Origin of the sequence: Rhodopseudomonas palustris (genome assembly GCF_003226555.1) — a bacterium.
Taxonomy (GTDB): Bacteria; Pseudomonadota; Alphaproteobacteria; order Rhizobiales; family Xanthobacteraceae; genus Rhodopseudomonas; species Rhodopseudomonas palustris_I.
Genome location: NZ_QKQS01000003.1, coordinates 14,494 through 31,214, shown reverse-complemented (window position 1 = coordinate 31,214; position 16,721 = coordinate 14,494). Strand labels below are relative to the sequence as shown.

Genomic DNA, 16,721 nt, shown 5'->3' with positions numbered 1-16,721 from the left:
ATCGATCCTTCCGTCAGGTCCGCCGGTGCGCGTTGAGCCGGTGTTCGACCGACAGCGAATAGCGCGACATCCCGAAGCAGAACACGAAGTAGATGAGACCGGTGAATGCAAAACCGGTGAACAGCGTCGTCGGGGTCGACCAGGTCGGATCGGCAAAGGCGGCGCGGAGCTGGCCGAGCAGATCGAACAGCGCGACGATCGACACCAGCGAGGTGTCCTTGAACAGCGCGATGAAGCTGTTGACGAGGCCCGGAATGACGTGGCGCAGCGCCTGCGGCAGCACGATCAGTCCTGTGGTCTTCCAATACGACAGCCCGAGTGCGCTCGCCGCTTCCGCCTGACCACGCGGGATCGCGTTGAGGCCGCCGCGGATCACCTCGGCATTGTAGGCGCCGGCGAACAGCGCGATGCCGATCAGCACCCGCATCAGATTGTCGATGGTGAAATTGCCCGGCAGGAACAACGGCAGCATGTAGGTGGCGAAGAACATCACCGTGATCAGCGGAACGCCGCGCCAGAACTCGATGAAGGCGACCGAGAAGATCCGGATCAAGGGGATCGTCGAGCGGCGGCCGAGCGCCAGCGCAATCCCGATCGGCATCGAGGCGACAATGCCGGTGACCGACACCACCAGCGTCACCAGCAGGCCCCCCCCACATCCTGGTATCGACGATCGGCAGGCCGCCACGATCCAGACGAAGCACCGCGATCACGATTGCGATGCCGACGAAGGTCGCGACCGTGGTCGCCAGAGCCCGCCAGCCGTTGCGCACGCCGGTCAGAACGAACACCAGTGCGGTGGCAATGATCGCCGAGCACAGAAGATCGAGCCACAGCGGTTGCGACGAGGCTTGAATCCAATCGCGTAGCACCACCAGCGGCCAGCTCAGCCAGGCGAGCGCTGTACCGAGGCCGAGCAGCACCAGCCCGATCGCGCCGCTGAACGCTCCGCCGGAGGCGAGTTTGTGTCCGGCACTGCTGACGTTGTCCGCCAGACCGCTGGCCAAATCGGCGCTCCAGGTCACTCCGAATCCCTGCAGGCCGCCGCCATATAGCAGAAAGAACGCCAGCACCGGAAATGCGATGAAGAATAGGCCGGCGTTGATCGTTTTGGCCGGTGCGCGCGGGATCAAGAGCGGCAGCAGCAGCAGCGCGCCGAGCGCGAATACCAGATCGACTCGCCAACGCTCCGGGGTCGGATAGAAGCCGTAGATGAATTGCGAGAACTTGGCCTGCACAAACGGCCAGCACGCCCCGACCGGATGACCCACCTTGTCGGCGAGGCAGTCGGTGCGGTTCGAGCCGGTCCATACGGCGTCGAGCAGCAGAAATTTCACCGTCGGCACGATGGTGAAATACAGCAGCAGGATTCCGATGATGGTCAGCAGGATGTTGGTCGGCGAGTTGAACAGCCTCTGCCGCATCAGCCCGAGCACGCCCGGCCGATCGACCGGCGGCGGCCGCTGCGGCACCATCTCGCCGCGGACGAACACCGGCGTCACGGACCCGAGCTCGCTCATGCGCCCATACTCCGATTGATCCGCCACGAGTACAGGCTCATCAGCGCGCTGGTGACCAGCGAAATCAGCAGGTACACGCCCATCGTGATCGCGATCACCTCGATCGCCTGCCCGGTCTGGCTCAGCGTGGTGCCGGCGAACACCGAAAACAGGTCGGGATAGCCGATCGCCACCGCTAGCGACGAGTTCTTGGTCAGGTTGAGATACTGGTTGGTCAGCGGCGGCAGGATCACCCGCAGCGCCTGCGGGATCACGATCAGCCGCAGCGTCTGCCAGCGCGACAGGCCGAGCGAGGCGCCGGCCTCCATCTGTCCCTTATGCACCGACAGAATCCCGGCCCGGACGACTTCAGCGATGAAAGCGGCCGTGTAGGTCGACAGCGCCAGCGTCAGCGCCACGAATTCCGGTGCGAGCCGGGCGCCGCCAGCGAAATTGAATCCGCGCAGAACCGGCACTTCCAATGAAAACGGCTTGCCGAAGATCAGGAAGGCGATCAGTGGCAATCCGATCAACAGGCCGAGCACCCAAGGCCACACCCGCAACGGCTTGCCGGTCGCAAACAGCCGTCGGCGCGCATAGAGCGGTAGCACAATCGCTGCGGCCACAGCGATCAGCAGCGCAACCAGAAAGCCGTCGAGCCCCGCCTCGCCGACCGGCCGCGGCACCACGATGCCCCGGTTGGACAAAAAGAAGCTATCCATCACCGACACACTCTGGCGCGGCGACGGCAGCGCGCCGAGCACGGCGAGATACCAGAACAGGATCTGGAACAGCAGCGGCAGGTTGCGGACGATTTCGACATAGCCGCCGCCAATCCGGGAGATCAGCCAGTTCGGCGACAGCCGCGCGAGCGCGACCGCAAATCCGATCAGCGTGGCGAAGAAAATGCCGACGACGGATACCAGCAGCGTGTTAATCAGGCCGACCAGGAACACCCGGGTATAGCTATCGGATTCCTGATACGGGATCAGGGTCTGACTGACGCCGAATCCCGCCGTTTGCGACATGAAGCCGAAGCCCGAGGCGATCCGCTGATTGGCGAGGTTGTCTCGGGCGTTGTCGAAGATCTCGTAACCGATCCAGACCAGCGCCGCGACGAACAGCACCTGGGCGATCAGCCCTTTCCAGCCAGAGCGGCCGCCCAGCGCCCGCCGCAGTTTTGCGGCGAGCTGCGGTGGTGGTGGGCGTGCGTCGATCGTCATCGGCGCGGGTCTGGGAGCGATCAGCGGATCGGCGGGGCGTACATGATGCCGCCCTTGTTCCATAGCTTGTTGAGGCCACGCGCGATCTCCAGCTTGGAGCCCGCGCCGACGTTGCGCTCGAACGATTCACCGTAGTTGCCGGTCGCCTTGATGATCCGGGATACCCAATCCTTGGTCAGGCCGAGCTGTTCGCCGAGGTTGCCGTCGGTACCGAACACCCGCTTCAACTCGGGCTTGTCCGACTTGGCCATCGCATCGACGTTCTTCTGGGTGATGCCGAGTTCCTCGGCATTGATCATCGCGAACAGCGTCCACTTGACGATATCGAACCATTGGTCGTCGCCATGGCGAACCAGCGGTCCGAGCGGCTCCTTGGAGATCACTTCCGGCAGCACGATGTGATCAGCGGGGGTCGCGAGCTTCAGGCGCTGGGCATAGAGCTGCGAGACGTCGGAGGTGAACACGTCGCAGCGGCCGGATTCATAGGCTTTCACCGCTTCGTCGGCGTTGGCGAAGGCGATCACCTCGTACTTCATGTTGTTGCCCTTGAAATAGTCGGCAACATTCTGCTCGTTGGTGGTGCCGGTCTGCACGCAGATCGATGCGCCGTTCAGTTCCAGCGCGGAGTTCACCTTCAGGGCCTTCTTGGCCATGAAGCCTTGACCGTCATAATAGCTGATGCCGGTGAAATTGACCCCGAGCGAGGTATCGCGCGACAGCGTCCAGGTGGTGTTGCGCGAGAGCACGTCGATTTCGCCGGACTGCAGTGCAGTGAAGCGATCCTTGGCCGACAGCGGCACGAACTTCACCTTGCTCGGATCGTCGAAGATCGCAGCCGCGATCGCGCGGCAAACATCGACATCCAGGCCAGTCCAATTGCCTTTGTCGTCGGGTGCCGAAAATCCGGGCAGTCCCTGGCTGACGCCGCAGGACAACATGCCGCGATCCTTGACCGTCTTCAGGGTCTGCGCACCCGCCGAAGATACCGAAAACACGGCGGCGGCAGCGAGGGCGGCGACAAGCGATACACGTTTCATGGAATGACCTTTCAAGGGATGTCCTGGCCGCTTCAATCGGCTCCGTGGGCGATGCGTTCCGATTGGATCCGCCGTTCGATCGCCCGAAGGCCCGCGCGCGGCAGCCGTTGCCCGGCACCGTGCTGCAAGAACTCTCGCCCGGCAATTCGCGAGCTCACCAGCACGGCCTCCCAGACAGACCGATATGCATCACAGAACGAGTTGCGCGCCGGGTCAAGGGGTTGACGGCCATCTTCCAGAAGCTGCTATTACACCCATTCGTCGAAGTAGCCGAAGCACACGCCCCCCTGCGCTGTCATCATCGGCCCAACCACCAGCGAGCACTCATGGACTCTTCCGACTCCAACGGGACATCCGCGCCGCTCAGCACGCAGACCCGTCTTGTCACCGCGGGCCGCGACACTGCAGCGCAGAAGGGCTTCGTCAATCCGCCGGTAGTGCATGGTTCGACGGTGCTGTACCCGACCGCTGCCGACCTGCACGCCCATCGCGGCGAGTACTCCTATGGGCGGCACGGCACCCCGACCACCAAGGCGCTGCAGCAGGCGCTGATGGCGCTCGAAGGCGAACAGTGCGCGGGCGTCGGCATCACCCCGTCCGGCGTGTCGGCGATCTCGACCGCCCTGCTCGCCGTGGTCAAGGCCGGCGACCATGTCCTGGTTTGTGACAACGCTTACCGCCCGACCCGGCTGTTCTGCGATCAGATGCTGAAGCGGCTCGGCGTCGAGACCAGCTATTTCGATCCGCTGATCGGCGCCGGCATCGCCGAGCATTTCCGCCCGAACACGGCAGTGGTGGTGGTCGAAGCGCCGGGCTCGCAATCATTCGAAATGCCCGACATTCCGGCGATCGCCGCGGTCGCCAAGCAGCACGGCGCGCTGGTGATCGACGACAACACCTGGGCGACCCCGCTGTATCATCGTTCCCTGGAACAGGGCGTCGACATTTCGATCCAGGCCGCGACCAAATATATCGGCGGTCACTCCGACATCATGTTCGGCACCATCTCGGCCAATGCCGCGGCTTGGCCGAAGGTGTCGGAAGCGATCCGGCTGCTCGGCGTCTGCGCCGGGCCGGACGACGTGTTCCTGGCGCTGCGCGGCCTGCGCACCCTGGAGGTGCGGCTCGCCCGGCACTATCAGGCCGGCCTGGAGATGGCACGCTGGCTCGCCGCCCGTCCCGAAGTGCAGCGCGTGCTGCATCCGGGTCTCGATACCGATCCGGGCCATACCATCTGGAAGCGCGACTTCACCGGCGCCTCCGGCCTGTTCTCGATCGTGCTGCAGGATGCCCCGCAGGCGACCGTCGATGCCCTGCTCGACACCGTCAAGCTGTTCGGGATGGGCTATTCGTGGGGCGGCTTCGAAAGCCTGGTGATCCCATTCGACTGCGCGTCATACCGAACCGCGACGACCTGGAACCCGGGCGGCCCCGCGCTGCGGCTGCATATCGGGCTGGAATCGACCGACGACTTGAAGGCCGATTTGGAACGCGGCTTCGCGGCATTCAGCGCGGCACGGAAATAATCTTCTCCGTCATTGCGAGGAGCACCCGGATCGGCGCTTCGCGCCGTCCGGGCACAGGCTCCGCGACGAAGCAATCCAGAAAGCCGCGCGCAAGGCAGCTGGATTGCTTCGCTTCGCTCGCAATGACGGGGATGGTCTTCGTTCTGATCGCGCTGAGCAGCGTCGAGCGAGCGTACGCCTCGCCGCTCAGTTCGGCAGCGTCTCCGAGCCGCGCGCGTGCGCCTTGATGATCAGCATGATGTTGCGCACGTAGATAACGGTCGCCATCGCCTGACCGAGGATGATCACCGGCTCGCGCTTGGCGATGCCGTAGACCAGGGTCATCAGGCCACCGCCCATCGAGAAGAACCAGAACGCCATCGGCACCACGCTCTTGCCGGCGCGCTCGCTGGAGATCCACTGCACCAGAAATCGCGCGGTGAAGAGGAGCTGCGCGACGAGACCGAAAGCGAGCCAGAAATCGAACTTGGCGACGAATACGTCGTAAAGGTAGTCGCCAAGCGCCTGACCATATTGAATCAGCATCAGTTCACCTCGGTCGCGACCGGGGTCGCTTTCTTGCGGCGGATCAGCCACCACACCCCGGCGAGATCCATTAGCCCGACCCACAGCCGATCGAAGAATCCGTAGTTGGACTTGCCCGACAATCGTGGCCGGTCGGCGACGTCGACATAAACGATGTCGAAGCCCTCGCGGCGCACCAGCGCCGGCAGGAACCGATGCAAGCCGTCGAAATACGGCAGCGACAGGAACACGTCGCGGCGGAACGCCTTCAGGCCGCAACCGGAGTCGCGAGTGCCGTCGCGTAGGATGGCGTTGCGCACCTTGTTGGCGACGCGGGATTGCAGCCGCTTGAACCCGGTGTCCTTGCGGCCGACGCGTTGACCGGCGGCAAGACCGACCCGTGCCCCGCCCTGCTCCAGCGCGAAGATCAACTCAGGAATGAAGGCCGGGTTGTTCTGGCCGTCGCCGTCCAGCGTCGCAACCATCCCGCCGCGGGCCGCGCGGACGCCGGTCCGCACCGCGGCCGACTGACCGCAGGACGCGGCATGGCGGATCTGGCGCAGGTTGGGCCGCTCGGCGCGCAATGCGGCGAGCCGCTGCGGGGTTGCATCGGTCGAACCGTCGTCGACATAGACGATCTCGTAGACCCAGCGTCCATCCAGCGCGGCAGCGATCTCAGCGATCAGCGGGGCGACGTTGTCGGCCTCGTTGCGCACCGGCACTACGATGGACACCGCAGGCGGCGGTCCGGACTGAGACAAGGTTTCAGGCATGCTTCGGAACAATCCGGGGCCGACGGGAACTCGCGGCCGGGGCGCTATCTGCGCGCCCGCTTCTTATGGGGCGGAGCCGCCGCGGGCAACCCTTTTGACGCGATCCCAGGACAGCCCTGGCAGCGGATCGATGGTGCCATCCAGGCGGATGGTGAAGGCCAACCGACGGGCGGCGAACCAGTACCGTACCGCCATCGCTCCAACGAGGCCAAGCAAGGCACCGGCGACGACGTCGCTCGGATGGTGCGCAAGCAGCACCAAGCGACTGACCAGGATCGCCACAACGTAAGCGGCCATCAGCGCGGTCAGACGCGGCCACAGCGCCGAGACGGCGAATCCAAGTGCAGCCGCGGTAATCGAATGTCCCGACGGGAAGCTGGCGTAAGCCTCGTTCCAGGCGAACGGCGAGAAGTTGTAAGGATCGGCCGCGCCGCCGACGAACGGCCGGCCGCGGCCGATGATACCTTTCAGCACTTCCCCGATTGCGACCGGGACCAGAACCGCCAGAAACAGGAATTGCACGCGGGTGCCGAACCCGACCAGGATTGCACGCGGTGCGCCGCGCAGCAGCGGGACGATAAGCGCGACCAGGAGCAGTAAGCCCGCCAGCGTCCACAACACGTAGGCGGACTTGCCGAAATCAGTGACGATCTTCACCGGCCACAGCGACGGCGTACCCCGCGGCGGCATCAGGCCGATCTCGAAGGCGTCGACACCAACCATCAATATCACGATGGCGAGCGAAAGCCCCGCCGTCAGCCACAGCGCATGCCGCGCCCAGCGCCGCGCAGCTTCGGCGCGCCGCGAATGCGACGGCGCCCGCACCAATTGCTGCAGCGCCCCGCCGATCACCAGCACCAGTTCAATCGGGTAGATGCGTTGCGGCCGACCGGCCTCGTCAGGCACGGCCATATTACTGGGTGCCCTCGGAGCGGAAGATCGCGATCGAGACCGGCTTGCCTTGCGAGAAGTTATAGCCGTCGATCCGCGCCGCCACGTTGTAGCGCAGCCCGATAGCCTCGGCCCGGCTGGCGAACGCGCGCTCGCTGCGCGACTCGACAATCGCGAACCGGCAGGTGCCGCCGAGCAGGAAGTCCGCAGCCCCGGAGCCGTCGGTCAGCAGCGTATCGGTGCCGGTCATGAACACCAAGCTGGGTTCGTGATAACCCGCAGCCGCAGCCTTGGGGCCGACGCACACCACCTTGCGCAGCTCGCGCGCAATTTCGACGCTCGGGAACACCGGGCGCAGCAGCGGCACCACGACGCCAAATACCGCCACGGCAAGAAATAGCGACGCCAACGCCCCATTCAGCAGCGAGGCTTCGGCGCGGTTCTCATCGAACAACCGCCAGGCAAACAGGCCGAAGATCAGCGAACCGGCCGCGAACGGCCATGCCAGGAACATCGGGTGATGGGTGAGATACACCGAACCGATCACCGCCAGCGGCAGGATGATGGCCGGGATCGCGAACCACCACGCCGAGCCGCGCGCCAGCCAGGAGCGCGACAGCACCCGGCGCTCGATCGCCCCCGCCGTCATGATCGCGATCGCCGGATACAGCGGCAGCACGTAATGCGGCAGCTTGGTGATCACCAGTTCGAACACGATCCAGGACGGGATCAGCCAGGCAAGCAGATATTGCGCGCCCGGCTCCCGCCGCGCCCGCCACACCGCCGGGGCGGCCATCGCCGCCAGCGGCGCGCCCGGCCAGAACGTCGCCCAGAACAGCAAGAAGTAGAGGCCGGGAGGCGCGCCGTGCGATTCCTGCGGACTGGCGATCTTGCTCAGCATGTCGCCGCCGACCGAGTCGGCAAAGAAGGTGTCGCCGGCGCGCAGATAGATCGCGATGGACCAGGGCAGCACCCAGAGCAGCATCCAGGGAATGCCGAGCAGCGGTCGCAACCGCCACAGCCAGGCCGCCGACCGATCGAGGATCGCCAACGGGATCACCGTCAGCGCGATGAACATCAGGATCAGCGGCCCCTTCAGCAGGATACCCGCCGCCAGCGCGGTCCAGAATACCGCCGGCACGATCCACGACCGCTCCGGCTCGATGTCGCCGCGCTGCCAGCCGAGATAGGCCCGCGCCATCGCGCCCATCGCGGCGGTGACGGTGAACAGCAGGAACGCATCGGTTTTGGCGAGCCGCGCCTCGACGCCGAGCAGGATACAACTACACAGCATCAAGGCGGCGATGACCGCGCCGCGCCGGCCGACGAAGGCCAGCGCCGCCCAATAGGTCATCAGCACCGCACCGATCGCGCCCGCCAGCGACGGCACCCGGTACAGCCAGATCCGGACCTGCGCCCGCGGAATGCCGAGCTTGCCGGCGGTCTCGACCACGGTGGCCTGCAACCAATAGATGCCGACCGGCTTCTTGTAGCGAACCTCGTCCTGGAAGCGGATGTCGATGAAATCGCCAGTCTCGACCATCTGCTTGGTCGCCTGCGCGAACCGCGCTTCGTCGCGGTCGATCGGCGGGATGTTGAAAAACCCCGGCAGGAAAAACAGCAGACCGACCAGCACCAGAAATGCGGTGGCGCGCAGATGACTGACCGTCACGAAATCCAGCACGGCGACCAGCCCGCGGCCGGGATCGACGTTGGTTTTGGGGTCGCGCGGCGCGCCGAAACGGGGTCTGGCAGAGGTATCGATCATCGGCTCCGCATACGCTGAAACCGATACAGCGACAACTGCTTAGCCCGGCTCTATTGAATTCTGACGACAACTGTGTCCGCGGCGCCAACGGCATCCATCACGGTGAGCCGGACGAAACCCGGACCGGGCGGCGCGATCAGCCGTTGCCGCCGTCCGTCGATCTCGCCGACCGACAATCCGTTGACCATCACGGTCATCGGCAGCACCCCGCCGGCGACCTTGACGGGCAGCGCGCCGACCGACGCTTCACTGACCGCATCGATCCGCGATCCGTTCAGCGGGAACTGGATCCGCAGCGCCTTGTCGTCGCCGGTTCGTACCAGATCGCCCGCCGGCCGAAATCGCCGGAGCGGCAGCGGCAGCCTGGCGTTGCTGGCGACCAACGTTCCCCGCGGCGCCTTCGGCAATGGTGCGCGGAGGTGGCCGCTGCGGGCGAAGGCGTCGAACAGCACCGGGGCGGCGGCAACGCGGCCGATCATCCCGGGCACCGGAGCACCGTCGGGCCGCCCGACCCAAACGCCGATTGTCATCCGGCCATCGAACCCGACCGACCAGGCGTCGCGGTAGCCGTAGGAGGTGCCGGTCTTGAACGCGATCTGGTTGCGCACCGCATTCTCAGGCGGCGGGGTGCCGAGCAGAACGCTGCCGACCTGCCAAGCCGCGACTTGATCCATCAGGCGCAGAGTCTCGCGCTTGTCATTGCCGGAACTTGCAATTTCACGCAGCGGGAGCACGCTACCAAGGCGCGGCAGCCCGCTGTAGAGCTGCACCAGGTCGATCAGCTTGATGCCGACACCGCCCAGCCCCATCGCCAGACCTGGCGCTTCGTCCTTGGGCAGCACCAGCTCGGTGCCGGCCTGCTTCAGCCGCGACGCCAGCCGCGCCGCCCCGACCCGGTCGAGCAGTTCGATCGCCGGGACGTTGAGCGACAGTTGCAATGCTTTGCGCACCGGCACGGTGCCCTGGAACGTCATGTCGAAGTTCTCGGGTGCGTAGGCGCCGTACCGCACCGGGCGGTCGTCGATCAGGCTTTCCGGGTGGACGAAGCCGTCCTCGAAGGCGAGCCCGTAGATGAACGGCTTCAAGGTCGAGCCCGGCGAGCGCACCGCGCGGACCATGTCCACCTGGCCGGCGCGGCGGTCGTCGAAATAGTCAGCCGAGCCGACATGGGCGAGCACGTCGCCATTGGCATTGTCGACCGCGACGATGCCGATCGAGATGTCGGGGCCGAGCGCGGCGGCGCGGTCGCGCGCCAGCGTCTCGAGCGCGCGCTGCAGACCGGCGTCGAGGGTGAGCCGGATCAGCGGCGCGTCCTTGTCGGCGATCACCGCCTGATCGGCGGAATGCGGCGCCAGGATCGGCATCGGCTTGCGCTGGCGCAGCACCGGCACCGCCCTCGCCTGCGCCGCGTCCTCGGCGCTGACGACGCCATCCTCGACCATCCGCGCCAGCACGCGGTCGCGCGCCTCGCGGGCGACGTCCGGATGGCGATCGAGCCGGCGGTGCTCGGGCGACTGCGGTAGCGCCACCAGCAGCGCCGATTCCGCCAGCGTCAGCCGCTTCGGCTCCTTGCCGAAATACGCGATCGAGGCGGCGCGAATGCCTTCGAGATTGCCGCCATACGGCGCCAGCGCCAGATAAAGGTCTAGGATCTGCTGCTTCGACAGCCGATGCTCCAACTCGACCGCCCGCACCATCTGCCGCAGCTTGGCGCTCAGCGATCGCTGCCGCCGCGGCTCCATTAGCCGCGCCAGCTGCATGGTGATGGTCGAGCCGCCGGACACGATCCGGCCCTGGGTGACGAGCTGCAGCGCGGCGCGCCCGACTGCCAGCGGGTCGACGCCGTGATGCGACCAGAACCGCTTGTCCTCGTAGGCGAACAGCAGCTTGAGGTAGCGCGGATCGACTTCGGTCGAGGCGTCCACCGGCAACCGCCACCGCCCGTCCGCCATCGCATAGGCGCGCAATAGCTTGCCGTGGCGATCGACCACCGTCACCGAGGTCTGCCGCGCCTCGTCGAGCGGCAGCGGGCCGAGCGAGACGGCGTAGGCAACGAGGCTGCCGAGGGCAGCGACTACCAGCACCGCCGAGACGATCGCGGTCGTTCTGATCCACCGCCATCCCCTCCACCCGTCATTGCGAGGAGCGAAGCGACGAAGCAATCCACGCCGCGCGCGTGGCGCTGGATTGCTTCGCTCCGCTCGCAATGACACCTTGGCAGGCGTCCCGACCTCTCGCGACGCTGCGGGCGTGTTGGTCGGCCGCTCGCTCATTTCGCCGCCCGCACCTCGATCGTGCCGGTGCCGGTGCGGCCGTAGCGCGAGGGGTTGTACATGTCCTCGACCACCGCCTGCGGCAGCACATATTTGCCCGGCGACACCGCGCGCACCACATAGGCGACCGTGAACACCGCCTTGTCATTGGCCTTGCGGTCGATCGCCGCGGTGAAGCGGTCGTCGCGGAACTCGGTGTTCACCGGCTCGGCGCCGTCGGCGATCCAGCTCAGCGTGCCGGAATCGCCCGACGACACCAGATGCGGATTGTCGATCTCCAGGCCCGCCGGCAGATAGTCGGCGATCATGACGTGACCGTATTCCGGCTTCGGTTCGGTGATCGTCAGCACCACCGCGAAACGCTCGTTCTGCTTCGCCTTGGTGATGTCGGCCGACTCGCCGCCGAGCGTGAAGTAATTGCGCTCGATCTTGAAGCTGTTGCTCGCCGCAGGCTCGGGCGTGATCGGCGAACCGCTCACCGTCACCACCGCCTGCACCGGATTGTCACCGGTATTGGCGATCTTGAGCGGCTGGGCCTTCACCTCGTCTGCCTTGTAGCTGCGATACAGCGCCGTCTTCACCGCATCGCCGTTGAGGTCGAGCGCCATCGTCTCCTTGGCGAGCGCGCGCGCCGCCAGCACCAGCCAGGCGTTTTCCTGGGTCGAGGTGTACGGCGTCAGGCCCCGCGCGGCTTCGACCCGCTGCACCGCCGTCGTGAGCGTCGGCCGCGGTGCGTTGCCTTCGCTGGCGAGCGACACCAGCGCCGCGGCGTCGCGCAGCTCGGAGCCGTAATCGACCCGGCCGAACACGATCGACGGCTTCGGATTGAGGCTGTCGGCCGCCGCCGCATAGACCCGCTCGGCCCGGGCGCGGTCGCCGACGAGAGCCAGCGCCGCGGCAAGCTGCGCCTTGGCGATCGGGGTTGCCAGCTTGTCGAGCTTGGTATCGGCGAGATAGCGTAGGTCGCCGATCGGCGCGGCGCCGTTGCGGGCGAGCACATAGAGGCCATAAGCGAGATCGCGTCCGCCGTCCTTGTCCGGTTCGTCGGCATTGACCACCGAGTTGCGGATGCGGTCGAGCGCGCTGCGGAACGCGACGTCCGGCACCACGAAGCGCTTCTCGCGCGCCCGGGTCAGGAAGTCGGTGACGTAGGCGTCGAGCCAGGCATCGTCGCCGCCTGTCGACCACAGCCCGAACGAGCCGTTCGAGCCCTGCCGCGACAGCAGCCGATCAATCGCGCCTTTGATCCGCTCGTCGGCGCCACCATCCATCGCCAGATGCGCGCCGGCAGCCAGATCGTTGACGTAGAGCAGCGGCATCGCCCGGCTGGCGATCTGTTCGGAGCAGCCGAACGGATAGCGGTCGAGCGCCTTGAGAATGGTGGCGGCGTCGAGCGCGGTCGACATACTGACCGACAGCGACAGCCCGCCGGTGCCCGGCACCAGATCGGAGAACATGTCGGACGTCAGCGTCAGGCTGTCGCCCTTGGCCAGCGTCCGGATCGAGCGCCGCGCCAGGGTCTGGTTGGCGGGACGGATGTCGAGCGCATAGTGACGCGCCAGCGACAGCCCGTTAGGCCCCTGGATCGCGACGTCGAGCGCCGCAGTCCCGGCACCGCCGGCGTCCAGCATCAGCTTGGCCGAGCCGCGCTGCTTGGCGGCGAGCTTCAACGTCGCCGCCGCCTCGCCGCTCAGCTTCACCGGACCGCTGGCGCTGACCTTGATGGTGTAGTCGCCGGCAGCGCCTTCGACGTTGTCGAGGTCGAACGCCATGGTGCCGCGGTCGCCGTTGCGCAGGAAGCGCGGCAGCGTGGTGGTCAGCACCACCGGATCGCGCACCGTGACGTCGGTGTTGGCGCGGCCGACCTTGGTGGCGGTCCACGCCACCGCCATCACCCGCGCGGTGCCGGCGAATTCGGGAATGTCGAAGTCGATCGTCGCGGTGCCGTCGGCCGCCACGGTGACGATGCCGGAATACAGCGCGAGCGGCTTCTGCGTTGGCGGGCTGCCCTGCAGCTCGGCCGCCGAGGCGTCACCGCCGGAACGGATCTGGCCGCGGGCGCCCTGCATGCCGTCGATCAGCTGGCCATAGAGGTCGCGGATCTCCGCGCTGAGCCGGCGCTGGCCGAGATAATACACATCCGGTGCCGGCGGCTTGTAGCCGGTGAGATTGAGGATGCCGACGTCGACCGCGGCGACCACGATCTTGGCGTCTTCGCCGGGCGACAGCCCGCTGAGCTTGACGGGCAGCTTCAGCGTCGTCGACGGCCGCACCAGGGCCGGCGGCGACAGCTCGACCGACAGCGTGCGTGCCGCCTTGTCGATGCCGAACCATTTCAGCCCGATCGCGCGGCCCGGCATCCGCTGCGCGGCGGTGTCGAGCGGCCGCCGCAGCGTCGTGACGACATAGGCACCCGAGCCCCAATCCTTGCCGACGGCAACCTTGACCTGCGAGCTGCCCGGCTTGACCTGCAGCGACTGCGTGGTCAGCAGCCGGTCGCCCAGCACGTTGACGGTCAACAGACCCGCGGTCCGCGCGTTCACCGTCACCGTCATGGTGTCGCCGGAGGCGTATTCCGGCTTGTCGATCGAGGTCTCCAGCAGATCCGGGGTGTCGGCCGAACCATCCGAATACCAGCCGACGTCGAACTGCACAGAGGTCAGCGGACCGGCCACATCGGCAGTCTTGACGTCGAGCCGGTAGCGGCCTGGCTCCGGATTGAACTGCAGCCGCGCCGGCTCGCCGGCCTTGATCGACAGATCGCCGTCGGCGATCCGCTTGGTCGACTTCACGGGCTCGTAATCCCAGGACGAGTTCTGCCGGTACCACTGATAATGCGACTCGATCTTGAGCAACTCGTAACGCAGGCCGCTGCGCGCCAGCGAGGTGCCGTCCGGCGCGACGAACGCGACGTCGAACTTGGCGACATCGCCCTCGGGAACGTTGCGGTCGGCGAACAGCGGCTTGACGCCGATCATCGCCGCCGCGGGCGCGACCGGCAGCACCAGCTTGCGCTCGACGGCGCGGCCGCCGGCCTCCGCCATCCGGACGAAGATCTGCGCCTCCTGCGGCCGGGTCGACGACGGCGGCTTCGGCAGGCTCACCTCGAAGGTGGCGGCGCCATCGGCGTCGGTCTCGGGCAGGTTTTCCAGCGGCGTGCGCTCGTTGCTGGTGGTCTCTTCGTCGGCGACGCCGAACTGATAGCCGGCATAGCCCGGCCGTGCGTCGGCGGGCGCCACCAGCAGGTCGCCTTCGAGCTGCAGCGCCGAGGCCGGCGCGCCGTACAGGAAGCGGCCGTCGACCTTAAGTTCCACAGGAGCATCAGCTTTGATCGCCTTGTCCTTGGTGGAAATGTCGAATTCGATCCGATCGGGAACATAGTCTTCGACCATGAAGGTGGTCTCGCCGACGCTGGCGCCCTTCGGATCGGTGAACGCGCGGACCCGCCAGGTGCCGGTCGGCACCGCCGAATTCAGCGCGACATCGAGGCTGCGGCCGCCGGCGCCCTGGTCGGACAGCACGGCGCGGCGGTATTCGACGCCATCCGGCCGCTCCACCACCAGCGTCATCGGGCTGGCGGTCAGCGCCATGCCCTGGCCGTCGCGCAGCAGAGCGGTGAGATGCACCGTCTCGCCGGAGCGGTAGACGCCGCGCTCGGCATAGACGAAGGCGTCGGCGCCGGCCGGCACCGCGCGCCCGGCGACGCCGCGGTCGGACAGGTCGAAGGCATTGGTCTTGAGGCTGAGGAAGGCGTAATCGGCCTTGTCGCGGCTTGCCGTCAGCAGCGCCGGCGACAGCCCGCCCTCGCCGCGCGCCAGCCCGGCTTCGAACAGGATGTGGCCCGAGGCGTCGGTCTTGCGGGTCGCCAGCACCTCGTTGTTGCGCGCGATCAGCCGCACCTCGGTATTGGCGAGCGGATCGGTCGAGGCCAGCGAATTGACGAAGACGTGGATGCCGTCATTGCCGGAGAACGCGGTCAGGCCGAGGTCGGAGACGATGAACCACTGGGTTGCGATCTGGCCGTCATCGTCGGAATTGGGGATCGGGCCTTTCGGCGCCGCGGTCATCACATAGACGCCGGGCTGCAGATCGCCGAGCACCTGGTCGACTGGGAACGCGGTGGTGACGTCGGCATTCAGCGCCGCGGCCGCGGTGTCGAGCTCGCCCGACCACACCTTGGCGCCGCGCTCGTTGCCGAGGTCGCTGAGCTGGTAGCGGTTCAGCGTGCGCTGGAAGTCGCTGTCAACCACGGTGTTGATCAGGTTGCGGTCGCCGATCCGGAACACCTGCACCGCCACGGTCGGGGTGTTGACGCTGACCAGCGGAATGCCGCGCTGGCCGGTGCGCGGCAGCACATAGGCCCGGCCGGTGAAGCGGACCAGCGGCTTGCGGTCGCGGACATAGACGTTGAACTCGGCCGACTTCGCCAGCGCCTCCTTCACGGTCGACGGCAGGCCGGCGCGCAGATTGATGTTGTAGCGCTCGCCGTGCTTCAGCCCCTCGACGCAGAGCTGGCGGTCCTCGGCGCTGATTGCCGGCTTGTCGGTGCCGGCCAGCGTCACATAGGGCGCAAAATCGGTGCGCTTGGCCAGTTCCTCGGAGAATTGGAAGCACACCCGCGGCGAGGCCGAATCCGAATCGACGGTGTAATCGAGCAGCCGGAAGCCGTGATCAGCGCGCAGCTTCTCGTATTGGCCGCGAATGTCGGCGACCTCCCGCAGCTCCAGCGAAATCCGCAAGGCATCGAGCGCCGGCCGCCACAGGCTGCGGTCGGCCATCGCGCGGCCGAGCAGCGCCAGGGCGTCGGCCTCCTCGCCCGGGGTCTTGGCGCGCTGATAGGCGATATAGGCCGCCGTCGCGGCGCGTTCGCGCAGGAAGGTCTGTTCGGAACTGGTGGCGCCCTTTATCTGCAGCACCGTCCTGGCCAGCCGCAGCCAGTTGTCGCTGTCGGCCGGGTCGATCGAGGCGATCTGCCCCATATATTGCAGGCCGGTGCGGTAGTCGCCGCGCCGGAACGCGGCGTCGGCCTCGCCGCGCAGCGCCGCCGCCGGCTTGTTGGTGGCCGCCGCCTCGCTCTTGATCTGAGCTTCGAGCTTGATCGCAGCATCCGCCAGCTCGTCGCGCTGGAACGCCTTGTCGGCCGCCTGTGCCGACGCGAGCCCGAGCGCCAATCCGGCGCAAAGCGTGAGGGCGCGAACCAGACCGATCATGCTTGAACTCCCTTGCC

Annotated in this window: 9 protein-coding genes and 1 pseudogene; 1 reads left to right on the top strand and 9 read right to left on the bottom strand. The window is 66.8% G+C overall.

The annotated features are described in order from the left end of the window. Positions 1–13: 13 nt before the first annotated feature. The 3 genes and pseudogenes from DNX69_RS01230 to DNX69_RS01220 all read right to left on the bottom strand — a co-directional run bounded on the left by DNX69_RS01230 (position 14) and on the right by DNX69_RS01220 (position 3,759). Positions 14–1,520: pseudogene (locus tag DNX69_RS01230) on the bottom strand (amino acid ABC transporter permease). Continuing rightward, positions 1,517–2,722 carry an amino acid ABC transporter permease gene (locus DNX69_RS01225; RefSeq protein ID WP_110784180.1) on the bottom strand — a complete coding sequence of 402 codons (1,206 nt, stop codon included), beginning with the start codon at positions 2,720–2,722 and terminating at the stop codon, positions 1,517–1,519. Before DNX69_RS01225 ends, DNX69_RS01230 begins: the two are co-directional and overlap by 4 nt. A gap of 20 nt (positions 2,723–2,742) precedes the next feature. Further along, positions 2,743–3,759: an amino acid ABC transporter substrate-binding protein gene (locus DNX69_RS01220; RefSeq protein WP_110784179.1), complete on the bottom strand. Its 1,017-nt coding sequence runs from the start codon at positions 3,757–3,759 to the stop codon at positions 2,743–2,745. A 326-nt stretch (positions 3,760–4,085) separates the two neighbouring features. On the opposite strand from DNX69_RS01220, the gene metC reads away from it, so the two are divergent. Then, a complete protein-coding gene (gene metC / locus DNX69_RS01215) occupies positions 4,086–5,285 on the top strand; it encodes a cystathionine beta-lyase (protein ID WP_110784177.1) in 1,200 nt (399 codons plus the stop codon). A gap of 186 nt (positions 5,286–5,471) precedes the next feature. Here the strand turns inward: metC and DNX69_RS01210 are convergent, their stop codons facing one another. The 6 genes from DNX69_RS01210 to DNX69_RS01185 form a co-directional block, all read right to left on the bottom strand. Continuing rightward, positions 5,472–5,810 (bottom strand): lipid-A-disaccharide synthase N-terminal domain-containing protein, encoded by a 339-nt coding sequence (locus tag DNX69_RS01210; RefSeq protein ID WP_110784175.1) that lies wholly within the window; start codon positions 5,808–5,810, stop codon positions 5,472–5,474. Next, positions 5,810–6,562, bottom strand: a complete 753-nt coding sequence (locus DNX69_RS01205; protein ID WP_110784173.1) for a glycosyltransferase family 2 protein — start codon at positions 6,560–6,562, stop codon at positions 5,810–5,812. The genes DNX69_RS01210 and DNX69_RS01205 overlap by 1 nt, the downstream gene beginning before the upstream one ends. Positions 6,563–6,625: 63 nt before the next feature. Next, positions 6,626–7,474, bottom strand: coding sequence for a phosphatase PAP2 family protein (locus tag DNX69_RS01200; protein WP_110784171.1), 849 nt, complete (start codon positions 7,472–7,474; stop codon positions 6,626–6,628). Position 7,475: 1 nt separating this feature from the next. Next, positions 7,476–9,221 (bottom strand): ArnT family glycosyltransferase, encoded by a 1,746-nt coding sequence (locus DNX69_RS01195; protein ID WP_110784170.1) that lies wholly within the window; start codon positions 9,219–9,221, stop codon positions 7,476–7,478. Between the two features lie 50 nt (positions 9,222–9,271). Continuing rightward, the gene (pbpC, locus tag DNX69_RS01190) at positions 9,272–11,494 is read right to left on the bottom strand and encodes a penicillin-binding protein 1C (RefSeq protein WP_425327281.1); all 2,223 of its coding nucleotides are present in this window, start codon (positions 11,492–11,494) and stop codon (positions 9,272–9,274) included. After that, the gene (locus DNX69_RS01185; RefSeq protein ID WP_110784169.1) at positions 11,491–16,704 is read right to left on the bottom strand and encodes an alpha-2-macroglobulin family protein; all 5,214 of its coding nucleotides are present in this window, start codon (positions 16,702–16,704) and stop codon (positions 11,491–11,493) included. The genes pbpC and DNX69_RS01185 overlap by 4 nt, the downstream gene beginning before the upstream one ends. Positions 16,705–16,721: the final 17 nt, after the last annotated feature.

Coding starts and splice junctions, on each gene's coding strand:
- DNX69_RS01205 (WP_110784173.1), bottom strand. CDS start 6,562: ATGCCTGAAACCTTGTCTCAGTCCGGACCGCCGCCTGCGGTGTCCATC.
- DNX69_RS01225 (WP_110784180.1), bottom strand. CDS start 2,722: ATGACGATCGACGCACGCCCACCACCACCGCAGCTCGCCGCAAAACTG.
- DNX69_RS01220 (WP_110784179.1), bottom strand. CDS start 3,759: ATGAAACGTGTATCGCTTGTCGCCGCCCTCGCTGCCGCCGCCGTGTTT.
- DNX69_RS01195 (WP_110784170.1), bottom strand. CDS start 9,221: ATGATCGATACCTCTGCCAGACCCCGTTTCGGCGCGCCGCGCGACCCC.
- pbpC (WP_425327281.1), bottom strand. CDS start 11,494: ATGAGCGAGCGGCCGACCAACACGCCCGCAGCGTCGCGAGAGGTCGGG.
- metC (WP_110784177.1), top strand. CDS start 4,086: ATGGACTCTTCCGACTCCAACGGGACATCCGCGCCGCTCAGCACGCAG.
- DNX69_RS01210 (WP_110784175.1), bottom strand. CDS start 5,810: ATGCTGATTCAATATGGTCAGGCGCTTGGCGACTACCTTTACGACGTA.
- DNX69_RS01200 (WP_110784171.1), bottom strand. CDS start 7,474: ATGGCCGTGCCTGACGAGGCCGGTCGGCCGCAACGCATCTACCCGATT.
- DNX69_RS01185 (WP_110784169.1), bottom strand. CDS start 16,704: ATGATCGGTCTGGTTCGCGCCCTCACGCTTTGCGCCGGATTGGCGCTC.